Source organism: Enterobacter sp. BNK-8, assembly GCF_048685095.1.
In the GTDB taxonomy this organism is placed as follows: Bacteria; Pseudomonadota; Gammaproteobacteria; order Enterobacterales; family Enterobacteriaceae; genus Enterobacter; species Enterobacter quasiroggenkampii.
The window spans coordinates 2,298,292-2,318,004 of sequence record NZ_JBLQTN010000001.1; the positions used below are offsets into that span (position 1 = coordinate 2,298,292).

General features: G+C 52.6%; 23 protein-coding genes and 1 pseudogene. 12 read left to right on the top strand and 12 right to left on the bottom strand.

From position 1 onward, the window contains the following. The first annotated feature begins 6 nt into the window (after positions 1-6). The 5 genes from trpB (at position 7) to ACMGGU_RS11155 (ending at position 4,097) form a co-directional block, all read left to right on the top strand. Complete coding sequence (gene trpB, locus ACMGGU_RS11135; RefSeq protein ID WP_045908896.1) at positions 7-1,200, top strand: tryptophan synthase subunit beta; 1,194 nt, start codon at positions 7-9, stop codon at positions 1,198-1,200. Further along, the gene (gene trpA, locus ACMGGU_RS11140; protein WP_023312082.1) at positions 1,200-2,009 is read left to right on the top strand and encodes a tryptophan synthase subunit alpha; all 810 of its coding nucleotides are present in this window, start codon (positions 1,200-1,202) and stop codon (positions 2,007-2,009) included. The genes trpB and trpA overlap by 1 nt, the downstream gene beginning before the upstream one ends. 181 nt (positions 2,010-2,190) lie before the next feature. After that, the gene (gene yedE / locus ACMGGU_RS11145) at positions 2,191-3,402 is read left to right on the top strand and encodes a selenium metabolism membrane protein YedE/FdhT (protein WP_420300552.1); all 1,212 of its coding nucleotides are present in this window, start codon (positions 2,191-2,193) and stop codon (positions 3,400-3,402) included. Continuing rightward, positions 3,399-3,632: a sulfurtransferase-like selenium metabolism protein YedF gene (gene yedF / locus ACMGGU_RS11150; RefSeq protein WP_003856774.1), complete on the top strand. Its 234-nt coding sequence runs from the start codon at positions 3,399-3,401 to the stop codon at positions 3,630-3,632. The genes yedE and yedF overlap by 4 nt, the downstream gene beginning before the upstream one ends. A gap of 126 nt (positions 3,633-3,758) precedes the next feature. Then, on the top strand, positions 3,759-4,097 hold the full coding sequence (locus tag ACMGGU_RS11155; protein WP_063621876.1) for a hypothetical protein: 339 nt from the start codon (positions 3,759-3,761) through the stop codon (positions 4,095-4,097). Positions 4,098-4,143: 46 nt separating this feature from the next. Here ACMGGU_RS11155 and ompW read toward each other — a convergent pair whose 3' ends face one another. After that, positions 4,144-4,776 carry an outer membrane protein OmpW gene (gene ompW, locus ACMGGU_RS11160; protein WP_032674934.1) on the bottom strand — a complete coding sequence of 211 codons (633 nt, stop codon included), beginning with the start codon at positions 4,774-4,776 and terminating at the stop codon, positions 4,144-4,146. 282 nt (positions 4,777-5,058) lie between these two features. Between ompW and ACMGGU_RS11165 the strand changes: the two genes are divergently transcribed. From ACMGGU_RS11165 to yciA, 4 genes are all read left to right on the top strand, one after another. Next, positions 5,059-5,463 carry a YkgJ family cysteine cluster protein gene (locus ACMGGU_RS11165; RefSeq protein WP_420300553.1) on the top strand — a complete coding sequence of 135 codons (405 nt, stop codon included), beginning with the start codon at positions 5,059-5,061 and terminating at the stop codon, positions 5,461-5,463. A 25-nt stretch (positions 5,464-5,488) separates the two neighbouring features. Continuing rightward, positions 5,489-6,232: a YciC family protein gene (locus ACMGGU_RS11170; protein WP_033145752.1), complete on the top strand. Its 744-nt coding sequence runs from the start codon at positions 5,489-5,491 to the stop codon at positions 6,230-6,232. A gap of 56 nt (positions 6,233-6,288) precedes the next feature. Continuing rightward, entirely contained in the window at positions 6,289-6,828 is a 540-nt protein-coding gene (locus ACMGGU_RS11175) for a septation protein A (RefSeq protein WP_126533730.1), read from the top strand. Positions 6,829-6,932: 104 nt separating this feature from the next. Next, positions 6,933-7,328, top strand: coding sequence for an acyl-CoA thioester hydrolase YciA (gene yciA, locus ACMGGU_RS11180; RefSeq protein WP_008502796.1), 396 nt, complete (start codon positions 6,933-6,935; stop codon positions 7,326-7,328). Between the two features lie 38 nt (positions 7,329-7,366). On the opposite strand, the gene tonB is transcribed toward yciA, so the two are convergent. Then, the gene (gene tonB, locus ACMGGU_RS11185; protein ID WP_196364980.1) at positions 7,367-8,089 is read right to left on the bottom strand and encodes a TonB system transport protein TonB; all 723 of its coding nucleotides are present in this window, start codon (positions 8,087-8,089) and stop codon (positions 7,367-7,369) included. A 220-nt stretch (positions 8,090-8,309) separates the two neighbouring features. On the opposite strand from tonB, the gene ACMGGU_RS11190 reads away from it, so the two are divergent. Further along, entirely contained in the window at positions 8,310-8,606 is a 297-nt protein-coding gene (locus ACMGGU_RS11190; RefSeq protein WP_023327637.1) for a YciI family protein, read from the top strand. Positions 8,607-8,647: 41 nt separating this feature from the next. Here the strand turns inward: ACMGGU_RS11190 and ACMGGU_RS11195 are convergent, their stop codons facing one another. The 7 genes and pseudogenes from ACMGGU_RS11195 to ACMGGU_RS11225 form a co-directional block, all read right to left on the bottom strand. After that, the gene (locus tag ACMGGU_RS11195; protein WP_420300554.1) at positions 8,648-9,601 is read right to left on the bottom strand and encodes a bifunctional helix-turn-helix transcriptional regulator/GNAT family N-acetyltransferase; all 954 of its coding nucleotides are present in this window, start codon (positions 9,599-9,601) and stop codon (positions 8,648-8,650) included. Positions 9,602-9,818: 217 nt separating this feature from the next. Beyond that, positions 9,819-11,276, bottom strand: coding sequence for an SIR2 family protein (locus tag ACMGGU_RS11200; RefSeq protein WP_420300555.1), 1,458 nt, complete (start codon positions 11,274-11,276; stop codon positions 9,819-9,821). A 55-nt stretch (positions 11,277-11,331) separates the two neighbouring features. Then, positions 11,332-12,006 carry a hypothetical protein gene (locus ACMGGU_RS11205; protein WP_420300556.1) on the bottom strand — a complete coding sequence of 225 codons (675 nt, stop codon included), beginning with the start codon at positions 12,004-12,006 and terminating at the stop codon, positions 11,332-11,334. A 363-nt stretch (positions 12,007-12,369) separates the two neighbouring features. After that, the gene (locus ACMGGU_RS11210; protein WP_014884122.1) at positions 12,370-12,591 is read right to left on the bottom strand and encodes a DNA-binding transcriptional regulator; all 222 of its coding nucleotides are present in this window, start codon (positions 12,589-12,591) and stop codon (positions 12,370-12,372) included. A gap of 76 nt (positions 12,592-12,667) precedes the next feature. Next, positions 12,668-13,782 (bottom strand): annotated as a pseudogene (locus tag ACMGGU_RS11215) (phage late control D family protein). 102 nt (positions 13,783-13,884) lie between these two features. Continuing rightward, positions 13,885-14,520: a leucine efflux protein LeuE gene (leuE, locus tag ACMGGU_RS11220; protein WP_196346497.1), complete on the bottom strand. Its 636-nt coding sequence runs from the start codon at positions 14,518-14,520 to the stop codon at positions 13,885-13,887. A 111-nt stretch (positions 14,521-14,631) separates the two neighbouring features. Continuing rightward, positions 14,632-14,805, bottom strand: a complete 174-nt coding sequence (locus ACMGGU_RS11225; RefSeq protein ID WP_021240326.1) for a YciY family protein — start codon at positions 14,803-14,805, stop codon at positions 14,632-14,634. Positions 14,806-14,949: 144 nt separating this feature from the next. On the opposite strand from ACMGGU_RS11225, the gene cls reads away from it, so the two are divergent. Both cls and ACMGGU_RS11235 read left to right on the top strand, forming a co-directional pair. Further along, complete coding sequence (cls, locus tag ACMGGU_RS11230) at positions 14,950-16,410, top strand: cardiolipin synthase (protein WP_008502791.1); 1,461 nt, start codon at positions 14,950-14,952, stop codon at positions 16,408-16,410. A gap of 33 nt (positions 16,411-16,443) precedes the next feature. Then, positions 16,444-16,773, top strand: a complete 330-nt coding sequence (locus tag ACMGGU_RS11235) for an HI1450 family dsDNA-mimic protein (RefSeq protein ID WP_006810881.1) — start codon at positions 16,444-16,446, stop codon at positions 16,771-16,773. A 31-nt stretch (positions 16,774-16,804) separates the two neighbouring features. Here the strand turns inward: ACMGGU_RS11235 and ACMGGU_RS11240 are convergent, their stop codons facing one another. Genes ACMGGU_RS11240 through ACMGGU_RS11250 form a run of 3 tightly spaced genes read right to left on the bottom strand, consistent with a single transcriptional unit; the run spans position 16,805 to position 19,703 of the window. Next, complete coding sequence (locus tag ACMGGU_RS11240) at positions 16,805-17,674, bottom strand: ion transporter (RefSeq protein WP_048223634.1); 870 nt, start codon at positions 17,672-17,674, stop codon at positions 16,805-16,807. A 14-nt stretch (positions 17,675-17,688) separates the two neighbouring features. After that, positions 17,689-18,693 (bottom strand): murein tripeptide/oligopeptide ABC transporter ATP-binding protein OppF, encoded by a 1,005-nt coding sequence (gene oppF / locus ACMGGU_RS11245; RefSeq protein ID WP_008502789.1) that lies wholly within the window; start codon positions 18,691-18,693, stop codon positions 17,689-17,691. Next, positions 18,690-19,703, bottom strand: coding sequence for an ABC transporter ATP-binding protein (locus ACMGGU_RS11250; protein WP_420300557.1), 1,014 nt, complete (start codon positions 19,701-19,703; stop codon positions 18,690-18,692). Before ACMGGU_RS11250 ends, oppF begins: the two co-directional genes overlap by 4 nt. Positions 19,704-19,713 lie beyond the last annotated feature (10 nt).

The window sequence follows — 19,713 nt, forward strand, 5'->3', positions numbered from 1 at the left end:
GAGAAGATGACGACATTACTTAACCCGTATTTTGGTGAGTTCGGCGGGATGTACGTCCCGCAAATCCTGATGCCCGCGCTGCGCCAGCTGGAAGAAGCGTTTGTCAGCGCGCAGAAGGATCCGGCGTTTCAGGCCGAATTTACCGACCTGCTGAAAAACTATGCAGGCCGCCCAACGGCCCTGACCAAATGCCGCAATCTGACGGAAGGCACGAAAACCACGCTGTATCTTAAGCGTGAAGACCTGCTGCACGGCGGCGCACACAAGACTAACCAGGTGCTGGGTCAGGCGCTGCTTGCGAAGCGTATGGGCAAAACCGAAATCATCGCCGAAACCGGCGCAGGCCAGCACGGCGTGGCCTCGGCGCTCGCCAGCGCCCTGCTCGGTCTGAAATGCCGCATCTATATGGGGGCGAAAGACGTTGAGCGTCAGTCTCCAAACGTTTTCCGTATGCGTCTGATGGGTGCGGAAGTGATCCCGGTGCACAGCGGCTCCGCGACGCTGAAGGATGCCTGTAACGAAGCGCTGCGCGACTGGTCCGGCAGCTACGAAACCGCGCACTATATGCTCGGTACCGCGGCGGGCCCGCACCCGTTCCCGACCATCGTGCGTGAGTTCCAGCGCATGATCGGGGAAGAGACCAAAGCACAGATCCTCGAAAAAGAGGGTCGTCTCCCGGATGCGGTCATCGCCTGCGTCGGCGGCGGATCTAACGCCATCGGTATGTTCGCAGACTTTATCGACGACACCAGCGTGGGTCTGATTGGCGTCGAGCCTGCGGGTCACGGCATTGAATCGGGTGAACACGGCGCGCCGCTGAAGCATGGCCGCGTGGGGATCTACTTCGGCATGAAATCCCCGATGATGCAGACCGATGAAGGCCAGATTGAAGAGTCTTACTCTATCTCTGCTGGCCTCGACTTCCCATCCGTCGGGCCGCAGCACGCCTATCTGAACAGCACCGGTCGTGCGGACTATGTCTCCATTACCGATGACGAAGCGCTGGAAGCGTTCAAAACGCTGTGCCGCAGCGAAGGGATCATCCCGGCGCTGGAGTCTTCACACGCTCTGGCCCATGCGCTGAAATTGATGAAAGACAATCCGGAAAAAGAACAGCTGCTGGTGGTCAACCTTTCCGGACGCGGTGACAAAGATATCTTCACCGTTCACGATATTCTGAAAGCACGAGGGGAAATCTGATGGAACGCTACGATAACGTATTTGCAGAACTGAAATCCCGCCAGGAAGGCGCGTTCGTTCCCTTCGTCACCCTGGGCGATCCGGGCCCTGAACAGTCGCTGAAGATCATCGACACCCTGATTGAAGCCGGTGCCGATGCGCTGGAGCTGGGGATCCCGTTCTCTGACCCGCTGGCGGATGGCCCGACCATCCAGAATGCGACGCTGCGCGCATTTGCCTCAGGCGTTACGCCGACCCAGTGCTTCGAGATGCTGGCGGCGATCCGTCAGAAGCACCCCACTATCCCGATTGGCCTGCTGATGTACGCCAATCTGGTGTTCAACCGCGGTATCGATGAGTTTTACGCCGAGTGCGCCCGCGTGGGTGTCGACTCCGTTCTGGTCGCCGACGTGCCGGTTGAAGAGTCCGCGCCGTTCCGCCAGGCTGCGATGCGCCATAATGTCGCCCCTATTTTCATCTGCCCGCCAAACGCGGACGATGAGCTGCTGCGCCAGATTGCCTCTTACGGGCGCGGTTACACCTACCTGCTCTCCCGCGCAGGCGTGACCGGTGCCGAGAATAAGGCCGCATTGCCGCTGCATCATCTGGTAGAGAAGTTGGCCGAGTACCATGCCGCACCGCCGCTGCAGGGCTTCGGGATCTCCTCTCCGGATCAAGTCACCGCGGCGATTGACGCGAAGGCTGCGGGTGCCATTTCCGGCTCTGCGATTGTGAAGATCATCGAGAAGAACGTGGACAAGCCCGAGCAGATGCTGGCCGAGCTGAAGGCGTTTGTAACCGCCATGAAGGCAGCGACGCGTAAAGCCTGACCCCTCCACCGTCTGGCATCCCTGCCAGACGGTTAGCCTTTATTCCCCGCCATCAACAAAGGATGACGTTAAAATTGATCCTTTCGATATTTTCGGTGTGAATGGCTTTTCAAACCGTCATGTAAGCGTATGATCTGGACTCTTTTTTATCTTTAATCCTTCTGAGTTCAGAGGCTTATTCATGTCATGGCAATCCTTCAAACAGGCTTACCTGGTTAAGTTCTGGTCACCCGTTCCGGCCGTTATCGCGGCAGGCATTCTCTCTACTTATTATTTTGGCATTACCGGTACCTTCTGGGCCGTGACCGGCGAGTTTACCCGCTGGGGTGGACAGCTGCTGCAGCTCACAGGCGTGCACGCCGAAGAGTGGGGATACTTTAAGCTCATCCACCTCGACGGTACGCCGCTCACCCGTATTGACGGGATGATGATCATCGGCATGTTCGGCGGCTGCTTCGCTGCCGCGCTGTGGGCAAACAACGTTAAGTTGCGTATGCCCAAAAGCCGGATCCGCATTGTGCAGGCGGTTGTCGGCGGCATGATTGCCGGATTCGGCGCGCGTCTGGCGATGGGGTGTAACCTTGCCGCCTTCTTTACCGGGATCCCGCAGTTTTCGCTTCACGCCTGGTTCTTTGCCGTCGCCACGGCCATCGGCTCTTACTTTGGCGCAAAATTCACCCTGCTGCCGCTGTTTCGTATTCCAGTGAAAATGACAAAAGTCAGCGCAGCATCTCCGTTAACCCAGAAGCCCTCTCAGGCCCGCCGCCGTTTTCGCCTCGGAATGCTGGTCTTTTTCGCCATGGTGGCATGGGCGCTCTGCACCGCCCTGAACCAACCTAAGCTCGGTCTGGCGATGCTGTTCGGTGTGGGTTTTGGTCTGCTCATTGAACGCGCGCAGATCTGCTTTACCTCCGCGTTTCGCGATATGTGGATCACCGGGCGCACGATGATGGCGAAAGCGATTATCGCCGGGATGGCGGTCAGCGCCATCGGCATCTTCAGCTATGTTCAACTGGGCGTCGAACCAAAAATCATGTGGGCCGGTCCTAACGCGGTCATTGGCGGCCTGCTGTTCGGCTTCGGGATCGTGCTGGCTGGCGGGTGTGAAACCGGCTGGATGTATCGCGCCGTAGAAGGTCAGGTTCACTACTGGTGGGTGGGTCTGGGAAATGTGATTGGCTCGACGATCCTGGCGTACTACTGGGATGACGTGTCTCCCGTCCTGGCCACCAGCTGGGACAAGGTCAACCTGCTGAATACCTTCGGGCCTCTCGGCGGCCTCCTCGTCACCTACGCCTTGCTGTTGGTCGCTTTTTTACTGGTCGTCGCACAGGAGAGACGTTTCTTCCGCCGTGCGAGCGTTAAAACAAAAACGCAGGAGAATGCAGCATGAAAGAGATTGTGCCTGATTATCGTCTGGATATGGTTGGCGAGCCCTGTCCATATCCGGCGGTGGCTACGCTTGAAGCGCTGCCGCAGCTTAAGAAAGGTGAAATTCTGGAGGTAGTCAGCGACTGCCCGCAGTCCATCAACAACATACCGCTGGATGCGAAAAACCACGGTTATACGGTGCTGGATATCCAGCAGGATGGCCCAACCATTCGCTATCTGATTCAAAAATGATCGTTAAGGGCCTCGTCAGGGGCCTTTATCGTATTGAATTATAAGACATCTTGATCCACGGCAAAAACGTGATTTTTGACTTAAGTAAAATCTCATTTCCCTTTTGAAGGAGGTTTTCGCGGTTTGATGTATTTACGAGCTTTACTGGTTTTCGCCTTATTGATTCCCTTCCATGCGCTGTCCCTGAATTTCTCTTCTACCTTCCTGCGCCTTAATTGTCCGCAAAGAGGACTTGTCGAGGTTATTCTGCACGTTTATGACCATACCCAGGAACGGTGGCACGGTCATTTTGAAACCGGCGCGGGACATAAACGTGCGGGTGACACCGAAATTATCCCGTTTGCCAACGGCGATATTCTCTTCCATTCCCTGTCCAGCGACGCTTTCAGCTATTTATATGATGGGGAAACGATCCTGAGGCACTGCGTAAAGCTTGATGAGCGGCCGGTTTATCCGTCGTTTTGATGTGAGCAAAGCAAACTGGCCACCCTGTGGCCAGTTTGACGGGGGATCAGAAACGATAACCCGCAGAGAACATAAACACCCACGGATCCAGGCGAGTATTGATACTTTGCTGCTGGCCGCCCGCCTTGAAGCGTACGTCCGTATCAATATCCATATACCAGACCGAGGCGTTGATCAGCCAGTCACGGTTAATCAGGTAATCCAGACCGACCTGTCCCGCCATGCCCCACGAATCTTTCAGGCTGAGGTCCGTCAGACCCGCCTCTTTACCGGTATCGTTGAATTTCTCATCAAAGAAGGTGGTGTAGTTTACACCGGCGCCAATATAAGGACGCACCTTGCTGCTTGAGTCGCCAAAGTACCATTGCGCCATCAGCGTTGGCGGTAAATGGTGGACCGTGGCGATATCACCGGTTGGTCCTAAACCGACGCGATGACGGAACGGCGTTGCGGCCAGAAGCTCAACGCCCACGTTATCCGTCGCCATCCAGGTAAAGGTTAAACCTAACTGGGTGTTATTACTGACGTTAAAACCGCCCATTCCCAGCACGTTATCCGATCCTTCAGTTGGGCGAACCGTAGCCGAACCGGCACGAATAAAGAATTCGCCTGCTTCATGCGCATACGCGCCGCCAGAGAGACTGCTTAATACAAGGGCTGCCACCGCTAATTTTTTCATATCCGCTCCATCGTTGTGGTTTTAATCGCGGATGAGAATATACTCACAAAAGGGTAATAAGTGATCTGCCACAGATCACATTAAAACCAGTAACTTAACATTCATTGATCTGGATTAATTTTTTGTTACGCATCCAAAACCAATAAGTTGTTTCCATGTCAATTTTTGGCATTTCACGGTTACAAAATTTTCCCTTTTCCCCCTCTTGCTCTTCCTCTGGCGGCTGGATAATTTATCGCTCTCACAAGTTGATTTGATGCGTTCTTCTTTTGCAGGTGTGCCATGAGTGATATTAACCCGTGCATGACGTGCGGAGCCTGTTGTGCGTATTTTCGAGTCTCTTTCTACTGGGCCGAAGCCAGCGATGGCGGCGGTACCGTTCCGGTTCATCTTACCGAGCAGTTAACACCCTTTCTGCGCTGCATGAGCGGCACGAACCAAAAGCAGGCCCGCTGTGTGGCGCTACAGGGTGAGCCTGGGGTCGCGACCCGCTGTTCCATCTATGAGGATCGCCCCAGCCCGTGCCGGGAATTTGCCATGTCGGGGGAAGATGGGCAGGTCAACGAAGCCTGTAACCGCGCCCGCGCCCGCGTTGGATTACCGCCGCTTTACAAAGATATGCTTTTCCATACAAGCCTTGATGCTGCCACAGCAGGTGCATCCGGTGTACAATTGCCGGCTAATTAACACCTGCAATACTCAAGGAGAGTGCATGTCTATCACGGCGAAGTCTGTCTACCGTGACACGGGAAACTTTTTCCGCAATCAGTTCATTACCTTTTTACTGATCGCGTTGCTTTGCGCCTTTATCACGGTGGTGCTGGGTCATGCGTTCTCACCGAGTGAAGAACAGATTGCCAGCCTGAGCCAGGGCGACCATCTTGCGGGTAGCGTGGGGTTGTTTGAGCTGGTGCAAAACATGACGCCGGAGCAGCAGCAAATTCTGCTGCGCGCTTCTGCCGCGTCCACGTTCTCAGGCCTGATTGGTAATGCGGTTCTGGCGGGCGGCGTTTTGCTGATGATTCAGCTGGTATCGGCAGGTCACCGGGTCAGCGCCTTACGGGCGATTGGTGCCAGCGCGCCGGTCTTACCTAAGCTGTTTATCCTGATCTTTTTGACCACCCTGCTGGTGCAGATGGGGATTATGCTGGTCGTGGTGCCGGGTGTATTACTGGCTATCGTGCTCTCATTTGCCCCGGTGATGGTCGTGCAGGATAAGATGGGTATTTTTACCGCGATGCGCAGCAGCATCAGACTGGCATGGGCTAATATGCGTCTGGTGGCGCCCGCCGTGATCGGCTGGCTGCTGGCCAAAACGCTGCTGTTATTGTTTGCGCCGAATTTTGCGGTTTTAACGCCTAATGTTGGCGCCGTGGTGGCGAATACGCTGAGCAATCTCATTTCAGCGGTACTGCTCGTCTATCTGTTCCGCCTGTATATGTTAATTCGTCAGTAATCCCGAGGCGGGGGGCATCGGTGTCTCCCGCCCCGCCTAGAAGATGGAATCACAGAATGAAGCAGTTTCTTGATTTTTTACCGCTCGCGGTGTTTTTCGCTGTCTATAAGTTGTACGACATTTTTGCTGCAACAAAAGCATTAATCGTTGTGACCGCCGTTGTGCTGATCTATAGCTGGATTCGCTATCGCAAAGTCGAAAAAATGGCGCTTATTACGTTCATCTTAGTGGCGGTGTTCGGTGGATTGACCATTGCCTTGCATGATGTTGAATTTATTAAGTGGAAGGTGACTGTTATTTATGCGTTGTTTGCAGCAGCATTACTGTTCAGTCAATGGTTCATGAAAAAGCCCCTTATCCAGAGCATGTTAGGTAAAGAACTCACGCTGCCGCAGGCAGTCTGGTCGCGTCTGAATACTGCCTGGGCAATCTTCTTTATTCTCTGCGGTCTCGCTAATATCTATATCGCCTTCTGGCTGCCGCAGGATATCTGGGTCAACTTTAAGGTCTTTGGCCTGACTGCGCTGACGCTTATCTTCACGCTGTTAAGCGGTGTATACATCTATCGTCATATGCCGCAGGACGACAACCACTGATTACTGACTGACCAGAACGTCAACGACGGGCGTTCTGGTCTATTCTCTCCGCACGCGAATCATAGTAGCATCCCGCCTGAAGTCTTCCGTTACGAGTTAAAACAATGACAACAACTAACGCCCCTCAGGGCGAACTGGTTTTACGCACACTGGCAATGCCCGCTGACACCAATGCCAATGGCGATATTTTTGGCGGCTGGCTGATGTCGCAGATGGATATGGGCGGCGCAATTCTGGCAAAAGAGATTGCCCACGGGCGCGTGGTCACCGTGAGAGTGGACGGCATGACCTTCCTGCGCCCGGTTGCGGTGGGTGATGTGGTTTGCTGCTACGCGCGCTGCGTGAAACGCGGTAATACCTCCATTTCCATCAACATCGAAGTCTGGGTGAAGAAAGTCTCTTCTGAGCCGATTGGGCAACGTTATAAGGCCACTGAAGCGCTGTTTATTTATGTCGCTGTGGACAGCGAGGGTAAACCTCGTCAACTTCCACAGGCCTGATCGACAGGCAAAAAAAAGCCTCCTTTCGGAGGCTTTTTTTATTCCATCTGCGCCCCGCCGTTCAGGCGGAAAACAATATTGACGATCAATCCGCTACCCGGCTTGCCTGGCTCATAGCGCCATCTGCGCATGGCAGATTTCACTTCGCGCTCAAACATATTAGAAGGTTGCGCAGATAAGATTTCCACGTTATCCACGCGGCCATCCGCAGTGACATCAAATTTCACCCGTACACGGCCTTCAATACGCAAGGCCTGAGCTCGCGCCGGATACTGAGGCTGATTGCGGCTTACGGCTCGCGGGCCCGCTGGCGCGGTAACCGTTGGCTTTGACGTCGTTGCCGTATTGTTCATCACCGGACGTGAAGGCGCTGCATTTTCGACCGGCTGGGTCGCGCGCGGTTCAACCGGACGTTCCTCGCGTTTCGGACGCTCCTCAACCTTCTTCACCGGCTTTGGCTTCGGCTTAGGTTTTGGCTTCGGTTCAGGTTTGTGGATCACCACCGGGGCTTCCTTCGGTGGCTCCGGAACGGGTTCGGGTTCTGGCTCCGGTTCAGCCACCGGCTGTGGCGGCGGAGGGGCAACCTGCGGCGGTTCAAGATCCGCTGGCGATACCATCGTCACGGAAATCGGCTGCGCGGGCGCGGGCGTTTCAATAACCTGATGAACCGAGGTATACAGCAGACCCGCCACAACGGCACCGTGAATCACGACAGAAAGCAGCGTCGGCCAGGGAAAGCGGCGAGGTAAATCAAGGGTCATCGAAGTCATATTCATCAACGTTAAAAAACCGAACCCTGATTTTAAATGCAAATAGCAATCATATTCAATAAGACACTTTGCTCTGGCGCAACTTTAGCGCCTGAGAGGCCAAAAAAGGCGCATTTAGATCAGGGTATTAACATTGTTTTTATTTTACATTGCAGTCGTTTGCCCTTTCACATAACGTAACTGACACTTTTACCGGTTAAGGAGCTTCGCCGTGTTTTACGTGATTTACTCTGAAGATGTTGCTGATTCGCTCGAAAAACGCCAGTCTGTGCGCCCTGCGCATCTGGCACGTTTGCAGTTGCTTCAGGATGAAGGCCGATTACTGACCGCTGGCCCCATGCCCGCAGTAGACAGCAACGATCCGGGTGCTGCCGGTTTCGCCGGCTCCACGGTTATTGCTGAATTTGAATCCCAGGAAGCCGCTCAGGCCTGGGCTGACGCAGACCCGTACGTTGCAGCGGGTGTGTATGCAAAAGTGACGGTCAGACCGTACAAGAAAGTGTTCTGATACCAAAGCGGCTCCGAAAGGAGCCTTTTTTAAGGCGGCGATTACGCGCCTCTGTACCGGGTAAACTGCTGCTCTGTAATCAGGCTCCCCCACTGGTCGCCTTCCCACTCTTTTACCAGCGTAAACCCAAACGACTCGTACAGACACCGGGCGGCGGTCAGCTTATTGAATGTCCAGAGGTGCACGGCAGAAAAACCGACACTGTCGCAGAACCGCATCGCTTCATTCAGCAGTTTTTTCCCCACGCCGTGTCCCCGGCAGCCATCATCAAGAATAAACCAGCGAAGATGGGCTTCACCCGGCGCCAGATCCTCGCCATCGATTGCCACCGAGCCGACAATTTTGTCGTTGAGTACTGCCAGCCAAATCTGGTTACAGGGCTTCTCCAGTCTTTCACTGAACTCGGCCAGCCCTGAAGCCACTTTGGCCTCGAAGAAGCGACCAAAGTTATGTTCCCGCGAATAATAGCTGCCATGCATCTCCGCGATACGGCCAATCATGCCGGGGATATACCCCTGCACTATCTTCAGCTCGTCGGGCTGCATATCGTTGCCCGCCTCGCGGCATGCCAGCAGCGCGTTGGCATAAAGGGAAAGCCCCTCAGAGATGATCTGCTGCTGGGCAGGAGCAAGACGCTTTATTGCTGTGACCACGCGCTCATTGCTGAAGGCATTAATTTTGCTGACCGTCTCGTGACCTTTCGCGGTCAGCCTGAGGCTCTTTGCTCTCGCATCCTCAGCAGAAATGACTTCCTCGAGTTCGCCTGCGGCAATCAGGCGAGCCAGCATCCGGCTGACGCTGGACTTTTCCAGGCCCAGCAGTTGCACCAGCTGGCTCGCCGTCATCTCTTTGCGTAGAGCAATTTCGACCAGAGTATGGACGGCCGAAGGCGAGTAATTCGTTGAGGCCAGGGTAGACCCCATAAAACCTAACTCTCGCACCATCAGGCGCGAGGAACGTCGAATAACACTGACTACCGGGGTTTCGCTGTGCATGTTGTGTCCTCACCATTTAGTTGTACTATACAACTAAATGGTGAGGGATTGTCAAACAGAATTAAAAAGGCTCCCGCAGGAGCCTTTAGAGGATGATTTAAGACAATGAAATAAAAGGATTTATTTCTGCACAAGTCCACGTATTGACCACATCAAAACATGAAGCCCCTCATTAGCTGGGGCTTCATACATTATGGAGCCCGTTAAAGTTTCAAATCTATTTTGTGACCCTATCGATAATCTCGAAAATCAAAGATACCAGAGACTCCCGGCTCTTTTTTTCGAGAAGTAAAGATGAATCAGAAAGCTGCTTCAATTCCTTATCGAACGGACGCTGTGCCCCACTCCCCGTTGTTATCAGATCTGAACTAAACAACTCCTCAGAGATAACTTTTGCAGCCCCACCAGTGGCGCCGATAGGAAGTAAAAATGCTCCACTTTCCTTGGCACATTCAAATTCTTCCAGTACGCCTTTAGCTGGGATTAAAGCTCCCTCAAAAAATTTGCTTCCACCTATGAAAATGACAATCCCTGCTTGTCTGGCAAGCTCATTTCTAAGTGCAGTCCAGTCATTATCATTTGGGCTATTATCTTTCAAGGGTTGAGGAAATGGTCGAGCAATAAGTCGTCTATCAAGATCCCAGCCCCCACCATTGCGTAGGGCAGCTAGGAAACCTGAGATTGAAGCGGAGCCTACCAAAATTCCAGCTCCTGTTACCAAATCACGGTTCGACTCACCGATTTTTCGACCAACATCTTCTGCGAGAGCGTGAATATTTGATGCTTCTTCTCCGCCATGTTCGATAGGCCAACTTCCACTAACCCAAATACGCTTTGCTGCAACTCGACGCTCCACCTTTCGTAGTAATTCAGGTACTTCATCATAGTTCTCAATCTCGACAACTTGTAAACCGTATCGTTTAAGATCTTTTGCCCACAAAGTGTGTTGAGTAAAACGTGCTTTATATTCCTCTTCAGAGGTAAAGTCAGTTTGCTGCGGAGGGCGAACTATTGCAAAATGTTCTGGGGGTGCATCTTTGAAATTTTCACGAATTAAAGATAAGACATGTTTTATATTTGGGTCAGAGAAACTAATTCCCACAAAAAGCATTGACATACTTGTCAAGTGAGCTTGAAAAAGGGGAAGGTACGCTCCTCTTTTTGAACGGAAAAGTTCATAATCATCGGTCGATATAACTAAGTCATCCACTCTATCAATTGAACCATGCATTTTATATAAACGCGATGCTCCAAATGTCGACTTTAGAGAAAGATTTTCAGCCCCTGCTATTGGTTCAAGTGGACGGTTAATCTCTTGAAATGCTCGCTCAACTAAACGATCGTAATTAGTAGTCCAGATATGACGAATTGGCAGTCTGGCAATGACTTCGACTGTATCCGGGATGGGCTTATCAGGACTAATTTTATTTTTTATGACTTCGCGAACACGTGTTGCACTGCCGTTTTCCAAGATACTCCACTGAGCTAACGCAGCAAGATCGTGAACATTTTTTGAACTAACGCCCAATTCCTCACCTATTTCTTCCAGCAATTCAGACCATGAAGGATAACCTGCGGCCATTGATACACCAGCCCCAATAAAAACTGATCCTGTACCATCATTCAAGGCAACCGGGAATTCTTTAAGAAATCTATTCATTGCAGCTTTAGTCATATATACACCTACGATAAAATAACCATTGAGCAAAACATAACTTATTAACACTTAACTACACTAACGCGCTTCTTATCTTATAATTATCTATCCCTTCATTTATTTTTATTGCTTTTTCGAGATAGTAGTCAGGTTTGGAAATGAAGTCACACCATTTAACAGAGTAAATATATGACGAATTACCGGTATAAATCCTCGATTTTTCATCATGATGAGCACAATCATTAAACTCAGGTTTTTTTATGTTAAACATATTAGACTTCAGAATATTGAATAACGTATATGTCTTCAACGTGCGGCATTTGCAATGTGGGCATGAATCATCTACGATATAATAATTATAAAGACCTTGTTCATCTGGCAATACTACAGCCAACATCGCATTTGGTAGTGAAACTCTCCCATTACGTTCCTTATGCCTCAGCGAATATGATATTTCCCAAGGCATCCACTGGTCGTCCTCTGGAATAGATTGATCTTTCATTCCTTTAGAAATCACAACTATAGTTAAAGTGCTGTCAAATATTTTATCGCCTAATTTAGTTTGAATTGTTTCATCTTTAAATTGGCTTAAATCCGTACCATCTATTTCGCCTTTGTTTATGTGACTACTCGCTTTCAGTAACTCTTGTATTTTATCCACATAGTTACGCGCAGTTGTCTCCTCATTATCAATTATGTAAACTTGATTGTCTGCGTATTTATATGTGATGAATATTTTATTTCCCATTTGCCCCCCTCAATATTGCATTAATATATCAGACAAAGAGTAGCCCCATCATGAATCAGAACTAGAAGTGAACTCTTTGACATCTTTCTGCGCAGGAGCATACTAAACCAAATCTTACAAGGTGTCGTTTTAAATTTAGAGTAAATGTATGACTTGAAACACAAATTGACGATTTAACAATAAGTCCATAGTTTTTTATCCTGTGCACTAAGCCCTCAAATTTCACTAAAGGTAGCGCTTTTAATACGAATAAATTCCCGTTTATAACTCATGACGCCTTATCAAGGTTAGGTTTCGATGTACAATTGCATAACAATTCTCCTTTAAATCATTAAGCCCCGCATTAACGGGGCTTAATTCAGGTCACTGCCAGTGGATTTGTTGCTGGCCGGATGATGTCGGGTGCGGTGCCGCTGGTACTACTACCCCCGGCGATACAATAAAGCGCTCGACCGTTTCGGTGGTCACAAACGTCGCGCTGCAGTTGATGTTTGTACACTGGTGATATCGCTCTTTGGTCGTGTCAGTAAAATAGCGACTTGTGCGGGCGTGAGCGGCGAAATGGCATTTTGGACAGTGAAACATGGCGAGCACCTCATTTAATTTCCGATGAGTTAATCTTACTCACTTTACCTTTATATAACAAACACTTAAAACCCAATCACTGCGTTAATTCTTCGCTTTCGTACTCCACATCCGAAACCTTAACCTCAAGCTCTAAGCCGGTCGTGTAGCCGCTGCCGTTGAGGTTATGCACCACCCGGCTGATTATCCACGCCTGATTGTCTATGACGCGCTTAAACCCTTTCACCGCGATTGGCGTTTCAGGAAATAAATCTGCCCGGCCAATCGCTAGCGAGATTGAAAACTCAGCGACATCGCGCTGTAGCTTGTCCCACTTCGCCTGAGCGGCGCGCATGGCCTGCGCCTTTGTCGCGTAGATGGTCGTAAGCTGCAGCACGTTGTCAGCCTCACCGGCCATATATTCACCCTCGCGCGCTTCCTGCTCTTTTTTGGCTTTGGCATTTGCCGGGGCTTTGGTCGCTTTCGGGTGCTGCAGCGCGCGGAGGTGTTGCTCTTTGGGCTTTCTCTTGAGCTTCACCTTTTGCTTTTGCGGCTTCGGATCTTTGGTGTGCAGCCACTTTGCCGTAACGCCGGTGTAGGCTTCCCGGTCAGCAATGGCAAACTGATGGCGATCGCCGTCCCCGCGCTCAAGCGTCATCTGCGGAATGGGCTTTCCGCTGGCCGTCTTCCCGCTCCCCCGCTTTCAGTAATAACAGTTTCCCTGCTTTTACCGAAACCGACGCCCCGTTCCGTTCCGTTCCGTTCCGCCAGGCGGGAAAGAAACACCGCGTCTGATTCCTGCGACTGGTCAATGTGAGGCACGGCGACGGCTTTCAGCGTGTCGGCCACGCTGGTCGTCAGTTTATTGCGTGCCGCAATCGTCTCCACAATTTGCCTGAGCGTGGTGTCATGCCATGACTGTTCCCGGCGAGAGTTCAGCGTCCCGCGAAAATCGGCGCTTCGCCCCCGGATGGTCAGCGTATCAGGCGCGCCCCTGTGCTCGATTTCGTCGACCGTGAACGTCCCTTTTTTTATCAGCGCGGAATCCTGCCAGCCTAACCACAGCGTCAACGTTGCTCCGCGCGGCGGCATTGCTATCTGGCCGTCAGTATCATCGAGCTCGATATCGAGGTGGTCAGCCTCGAATCCGCGATTGTCGGTCATGGTCAGGCTGATAAGGCGGTCACTAAAATCCTGTGTGATATCCGTTATTTATGGCTTTTGGCTGCTAGTAGTAAAACGTGAAGCCTTGTCTGGCGCGGCTTTCCAGTTACGCCAGACATTAAAAAGGCTCCCGCAGGAGCCTTTCATCAATCAATGCAACGACGCCAACCTCGCCGCAAACCCGACAAACAGCAGCCCTATCAGCCCGTTCCCCAGCTTTGCCAGTTTCTTTTTCGTTTTGAGATAACGCGTGACAAACGCACCGGAGAAGATCAGGAAGCTCATGTACATGAAGCTGATTAACTCAAGCGTCGTCGCGAGGATAAGGAAAGAGGTGCCAGTGCTCTGTGCGTTCACGTCAATGAACTGAACGAAGAACGATACGTAGAACAGAATCGCTTTTGGATTCGTCAGGCTCAATACCAGCGAACGTTTCATGATCGTGCTGGCAGGCTCGGTACCGCTCTCTTGTGCGTGATTCTGCCGGGTAATGACCGACCAGAGCATTTTGCCGCCCAGCCACAGCAGATAGAAGGCGCCGAGATAGCGCACGATATTAAACAGTACCGGCGTGGTCTGAATTAATGCCGCGACGCCCGCCCAGGCCAGAAACATCAGTACCGCATCGCCGATAAATACGCCCGACGCGGCAAGGTACCCTTTTTTAACGCCGTGTCCAATTCCGGTTTTAAGAACAAACAGGGTATTCGGCCCCGGTACGAGCACGATAAAAAACGCGCCAACAACATACGTCCAGAAATTCAGTACGCCAAACTCCGCAAACACTTCTTCTCCCTCCTTTTGCTCGACACAACAGGAATAGCGCTGCAACCACGCTACTCCCAAAAATCAAATCCTATAAAATCAGCGGGCACCATTACGGTGCCCTCATGGTACTCAGATATCCTGGACTGCGAACAGCAACGCGTTGCGATGCCGGGTCATTCCACATTTTCTGATGGCGTGAATACGCATATTGCGGCGGGATTGTGCTTCCAGCCAACGAGCCTTGCGACGACTCACCTGTCGCAACATGCGCCAGCGCCCTACTTCTGTTCTACTGCGCTTCATGTCTACAACTCTTTCTCTAACAGAGACGACATTATAAACCCATGCTGGCAGCAAACCAGCGCTTTTACCTGGCGTTTTTATTTGCCAGATGAATCCTGATGCGTACACTCATAACAATACGCTTTCAAAAGGATTTTTTTACCTATGACAACCTTCTACACCGTGGTGAGTTGGCTGGTCATTTTAGGATACTGGCTGTTAATCGCGGGTGTGACGTTACGCATCCTGATGAAGCGCAGAGCCGTACCCTCTGCCATGGCCTGGCTTCTGATCATCTACATCCTGCCGCTGGTGGGAATTATTGCCTATCTCTCTTTCGGTGAGCTTCATCTCGGCAAACGCCGTGCCGAGCGTGCCCGCGCCATGTGGCCCTCAACCGCAAAGTGGCTAAACGATCTTAAGGCCTGCAAGCATATCTTTGCCGAGGAGAACAGCAGCGTCGCCTCGTCACTGTTTAAGCTGTGCGAGCGCCGTCAGGGTATTGGTGGTGTTAAAGGCAATCAACTCCAGTTGCTGACCTCGTCCGACGACGTCATGCAGGCATTAATCCGCGATATCCAGCTGGCGCGTCATAATATCGAGATGGTTTTTTATATATGGCAGCCTGGCGGGATGGCTGACCAGGTCGCTGAATCGCTGATGGCCGCGGCGCGACGCGGCATTCACTGCCGTCTGATGCTTGATTCCGCAGGCAGCGTGGCATTTTTCCGTAGCCCCTGGGCGGGCATGATGCGCAATGCCGGTATCGAGGTGGTTGAGGCGCTGAAGGTCAATCTCCTGCGCGTGTTTCTGCGCCGGATGGATCTCCGTCAGCATCGCAAAATGATCATGATCGATAACTATATTGCCTACACCGGCAGCATGAACATGGTTGATCCGCGCTTCTTCAAGCAGGACTCGGGCGTGGGCCAGTGGGTGGATTTGATGGCGCGAATGGAGGGGCCGATTGCCACCTCGATGGGCATCGTTTACTCCTGCGACTGGGAGATAGAAACTGGCAAACGCATTCTGCCGCCACCGCCGGACGGCAATATTATGCCGTTTGAAGAGGCCAGCGGTCACACCATTCATACCATTGCTTCCGGGCCGGGCTTCCCGGAGGATTTGATCCATCAGGCGCTGCTGACGGCGACGTACTCGGCGCGTGAATACCTGATCATGACGACGCCCTACTTTGTTCCCAGCGATGATCTCCTGCACGCGATCTGTACCGCGGCGCAGCGCGGCGTAGATGTGAGCATTATTTTGCCACGCAAAAATGACTCCCTTCTGGTGGGCTGGGCCAGCCGGGCATTCTTTAGCGAACTGCTGGCTGCAGGGGTGAAGATCTATCAGTTCGAAGGCGGATTGCTCCACACCAAAAGCGTGCTTGTCGACGGCGAGTTAAGCCTGGTGGGGACAGTGAACCTGGATATGCGCAGCCTGTGGCTCAACTTTGAAATCACGCTGGTTATTGATGATGCCGGCTTTGGCGGCGATCTCGCGGCGGTGCAGGATGATTATATCTCCCGCTCGCGGCTGCTGGATGCCAGACTGTGGGTAAAACGTCCGCTGTGGCAGAGAATTGCCGAACGACTGTTTTACTTCTTTAGTCCGTTGCTGTAAAACGTGCCCAACGATGTTAAACAGGTAGTCATCATGGAAATGGATCTGAACAATCGCCTGACCGAAGACGAAACGCTCGAGCAGGCCTATGACATTTTTCTCGAACTGGCGGTTGATAACCTCGATCCCGCAGACGTGATCCTCTTTAATCTGCAGTTCGAAGAGCGCGGCGGTGCCGAACTGTTCGACCCTTCAGAAGACTGGGCTGAACATGTGGATTTCGATCTGAATCCTGACTTCTTTGCCGAAGTGGTCATCGGGCTGGCCGATGAAGACGGTGGCGAGATTAACGATATTTTCGCCCGCGTCCTGCTCTGTCGAGAGAAAGACCACAAGCTGTGCCATATTCTCTGGCGCGAATAATAAAAAAGGCTGCGATTGCAGCCTTTTTTATTTACTCCGGCAACGCACTTCCGCAGCGGTTACAAAACCGCGCGTTAAGGTCATGTTCACCCTGGTGACATGCCGGACATTTGCGCTGCTGCTTGCGGCTCTGAAATGCGCTGCTCATGTGCGTGGTAATAAGCCCGGTCGGAATAGCAATGACCGAATAGCCAATCAAAATCAGCACTGAGGCCACAATGCGGCCCAGCGGCGTATGGGGCGTGATATCACCGTACCCCACGGTCGTCACGGTCACTATCGCCCAATAAACGGACGCATTGAGCGTCGTGAAACCATATTTCGGTCCCTCTATCAAATACATCAGCGCGCCAAAAACGATCATGACGATGGCAATAAACGAGTAGAAGAGAATAAGCTGATGACGGGCGCTGACGATAGCGCTCCAGAACACGCGCAGTGAGGGCATAAAGCGCAGTAATTTCAGAATACGTAATACGCGAATAACGCGCATCGCTCGCCAGGCAAAGACATAGCTCAGGCTGATTTCCGGCCACAGCCACATGACGTAGAGCGGCAGAATGGTGGCTAAATCAATAAATCCCCAGAAGCTGAAAACATATCGGGCCGGGTTGGGCCAGGCAATTACTCTGAGCAAATATTCAGCGGTAAACACCAGGGTAATCGCCAGCTCAAGCCAGACAAAGACATGCCATTCGTCAAACGTCAGGTGGTATTGCGTCCCGGCGCCTGACTCAATAAAGATGACCACCACGCTGAGGAGCGCAAATAAACCGCAAAGACCTTCGAAGCGTCGCCCGGATACCGTTTCAGGATCGAATAAAACATGATAAAGCCGCCGACGGGCTGACGTGAATAAACGCGACACAGTGACCTCGCAAAATATAAGGGCTGACATCATGTCAGCCCTTGCGATTATAACGGGTCTACTTTCAGGCAGGAAACCGCATGTCGGAAACTGCCTTCCAGAACCGGTCGCGTTTTCGCACATTCCGGCCCGGCCATTGGGCAGCGCGTGCGGAAGACGCAGCCCGACGGCGGGTTAATCGGTGAAGGCAATTCCCCTTCCAGAAGCTGGATGGTCTTATTCTTTTCCAGATCGGGATCGGGGATCGGCACTGCCGACATCAGCGCTTTGGTGTAAGGGTGCAGCGGGTTGTGGTACACCTCGTCATAGGTGCCCAGCTCCACGGCGTGACCCAGATACATCACCAGCACGCGGTCAGAGATGTGTTTCACCACGGCAAGGTCATGCGCGATGAAGATCAGCGACAGCCCCATTTCGCGCTGCAGCTTCTGCAGCAGGTTAACCACCTGCGCCTGAATGGAGACGTCGAGCGCGGAAACCGGTTCATCACAGATAATCAGCTTCGGTTCGAGGATCAGGGCGCGCGCAATACCAATACGCTGACACTGACCGCCGGAGAACTCGTGCGGATAGCGGTTGATGAGGTTAGGCAACAGCCCGACTTTCAGCATCATCGCCTTAACGCGATCGCGCACTTCCTGACGGGACATCTTCGGATGATAGGTCCGCAGCGGCTCGGCAATAATCTCACCGATGGTCATACGCGGGTTTAACGATGCCAGCGGATCCTGGAAAATCATCTGGATATCGCTGCGCACGTCGCGCCACTCGTCGGGTTTCATGCCCAGCAGATCTTTACCCAGCCAGGCCACTTTGCCGTCGGTGGCTTTCACCAGACCGATAATGGCGCGCGCAAAGGTCGATTTACCGCAGCCGGACTCGCCCACCACGCCCAGGGTTTCCCCCTCATACAGGCGCAGCGTGACGCCGTCCACCGCTTTCAGGGTCTTCGACGGCTGCCAGAACCACTGTTTGCCGTCTTTGATGTCGAAATGCACCTTAAGGTCAGCAATCTCGAGCAGCACATTGCGTTTTTCATCTAATGCGTTCATACCAGTTCCTCCTGCGGCTTAAAGCAGGCGCGCAGGCGGCCTGGTGCAAACTCTTCCAGCGGCGGTGCGCTGTTGCAGATTTCCATCGCGTGCGGGCAGCGCGGCTGGAACGGACAGCCTTTCGGCAGGCGCAGCAGGTTTGGCGGGTTGCCCGGAATGGTGAGCAAGGATTCCCCTTCCGCATCGAGACGCGGTACCGCGTTCAGCAGGCCAATCGAGTAAGGATGCGCTGGCTGATAGAACACGTCACGCGCTTTGCCGTATTCCATGGTACGGCCGGCATACATCACCAGCACTTTGTCACAGATGCCCGCCACCACGCCCAGATCGTGGGTGATCATGATAATCGCCGTGTTGAACTCACGCTTCAGCTCGTTCAGCAGGGTCATGATTTGTGCCTGAACGGTAACGTCCAGCGCGGTGGTCGGTTCGTCGGCAATCAGCAGTTTTGGCCGGCACAGCAGCGCCATCGCAATCATCACGCGCTGACGCATACCGCCAGAGAACTCGTGCGGGAACATTCGCATGCGCTTGCGCGCTTCCGGCATTTTCACCGCATCGAGCATTTTGACTGACTCTTCAAAGGCTTCGGCTTTGCCCAGACCTTTGTGCAGCATCAGGACTTCCATCAGCTGCTCACCGACGCGCATGTACGGGTTCAGCGAGGTCATCGGATCCTGGAAAATCATCGAGATCTGCTCGGCGCGCAGCTTGTTCAGCTCGTGCTCCGGCAGGTTGAGGATTTCGCGACCGTTGAATTTCGCGGAACCGCCAATCACACCGTTAGCGGCCAGCAGGCCCATTAGCGCAAAGGCGGTCTGGGACTTCCCGGATCCGGATTCACCCACGATGCCGAGCGTTTCGCCCGCGCGCAGGTTGAAGTTGAGATCGTTCACGGCGGTCACATCCCCGTCTGGGGTCTTAAAGGTGACGCGAAGATCTTTTACGTCCAACAGAAGGTCGCTCCGCTGCTGCGCCTGTGGCGCGGTTGACGTTTCAATCATTGTCATGACGGCGCTC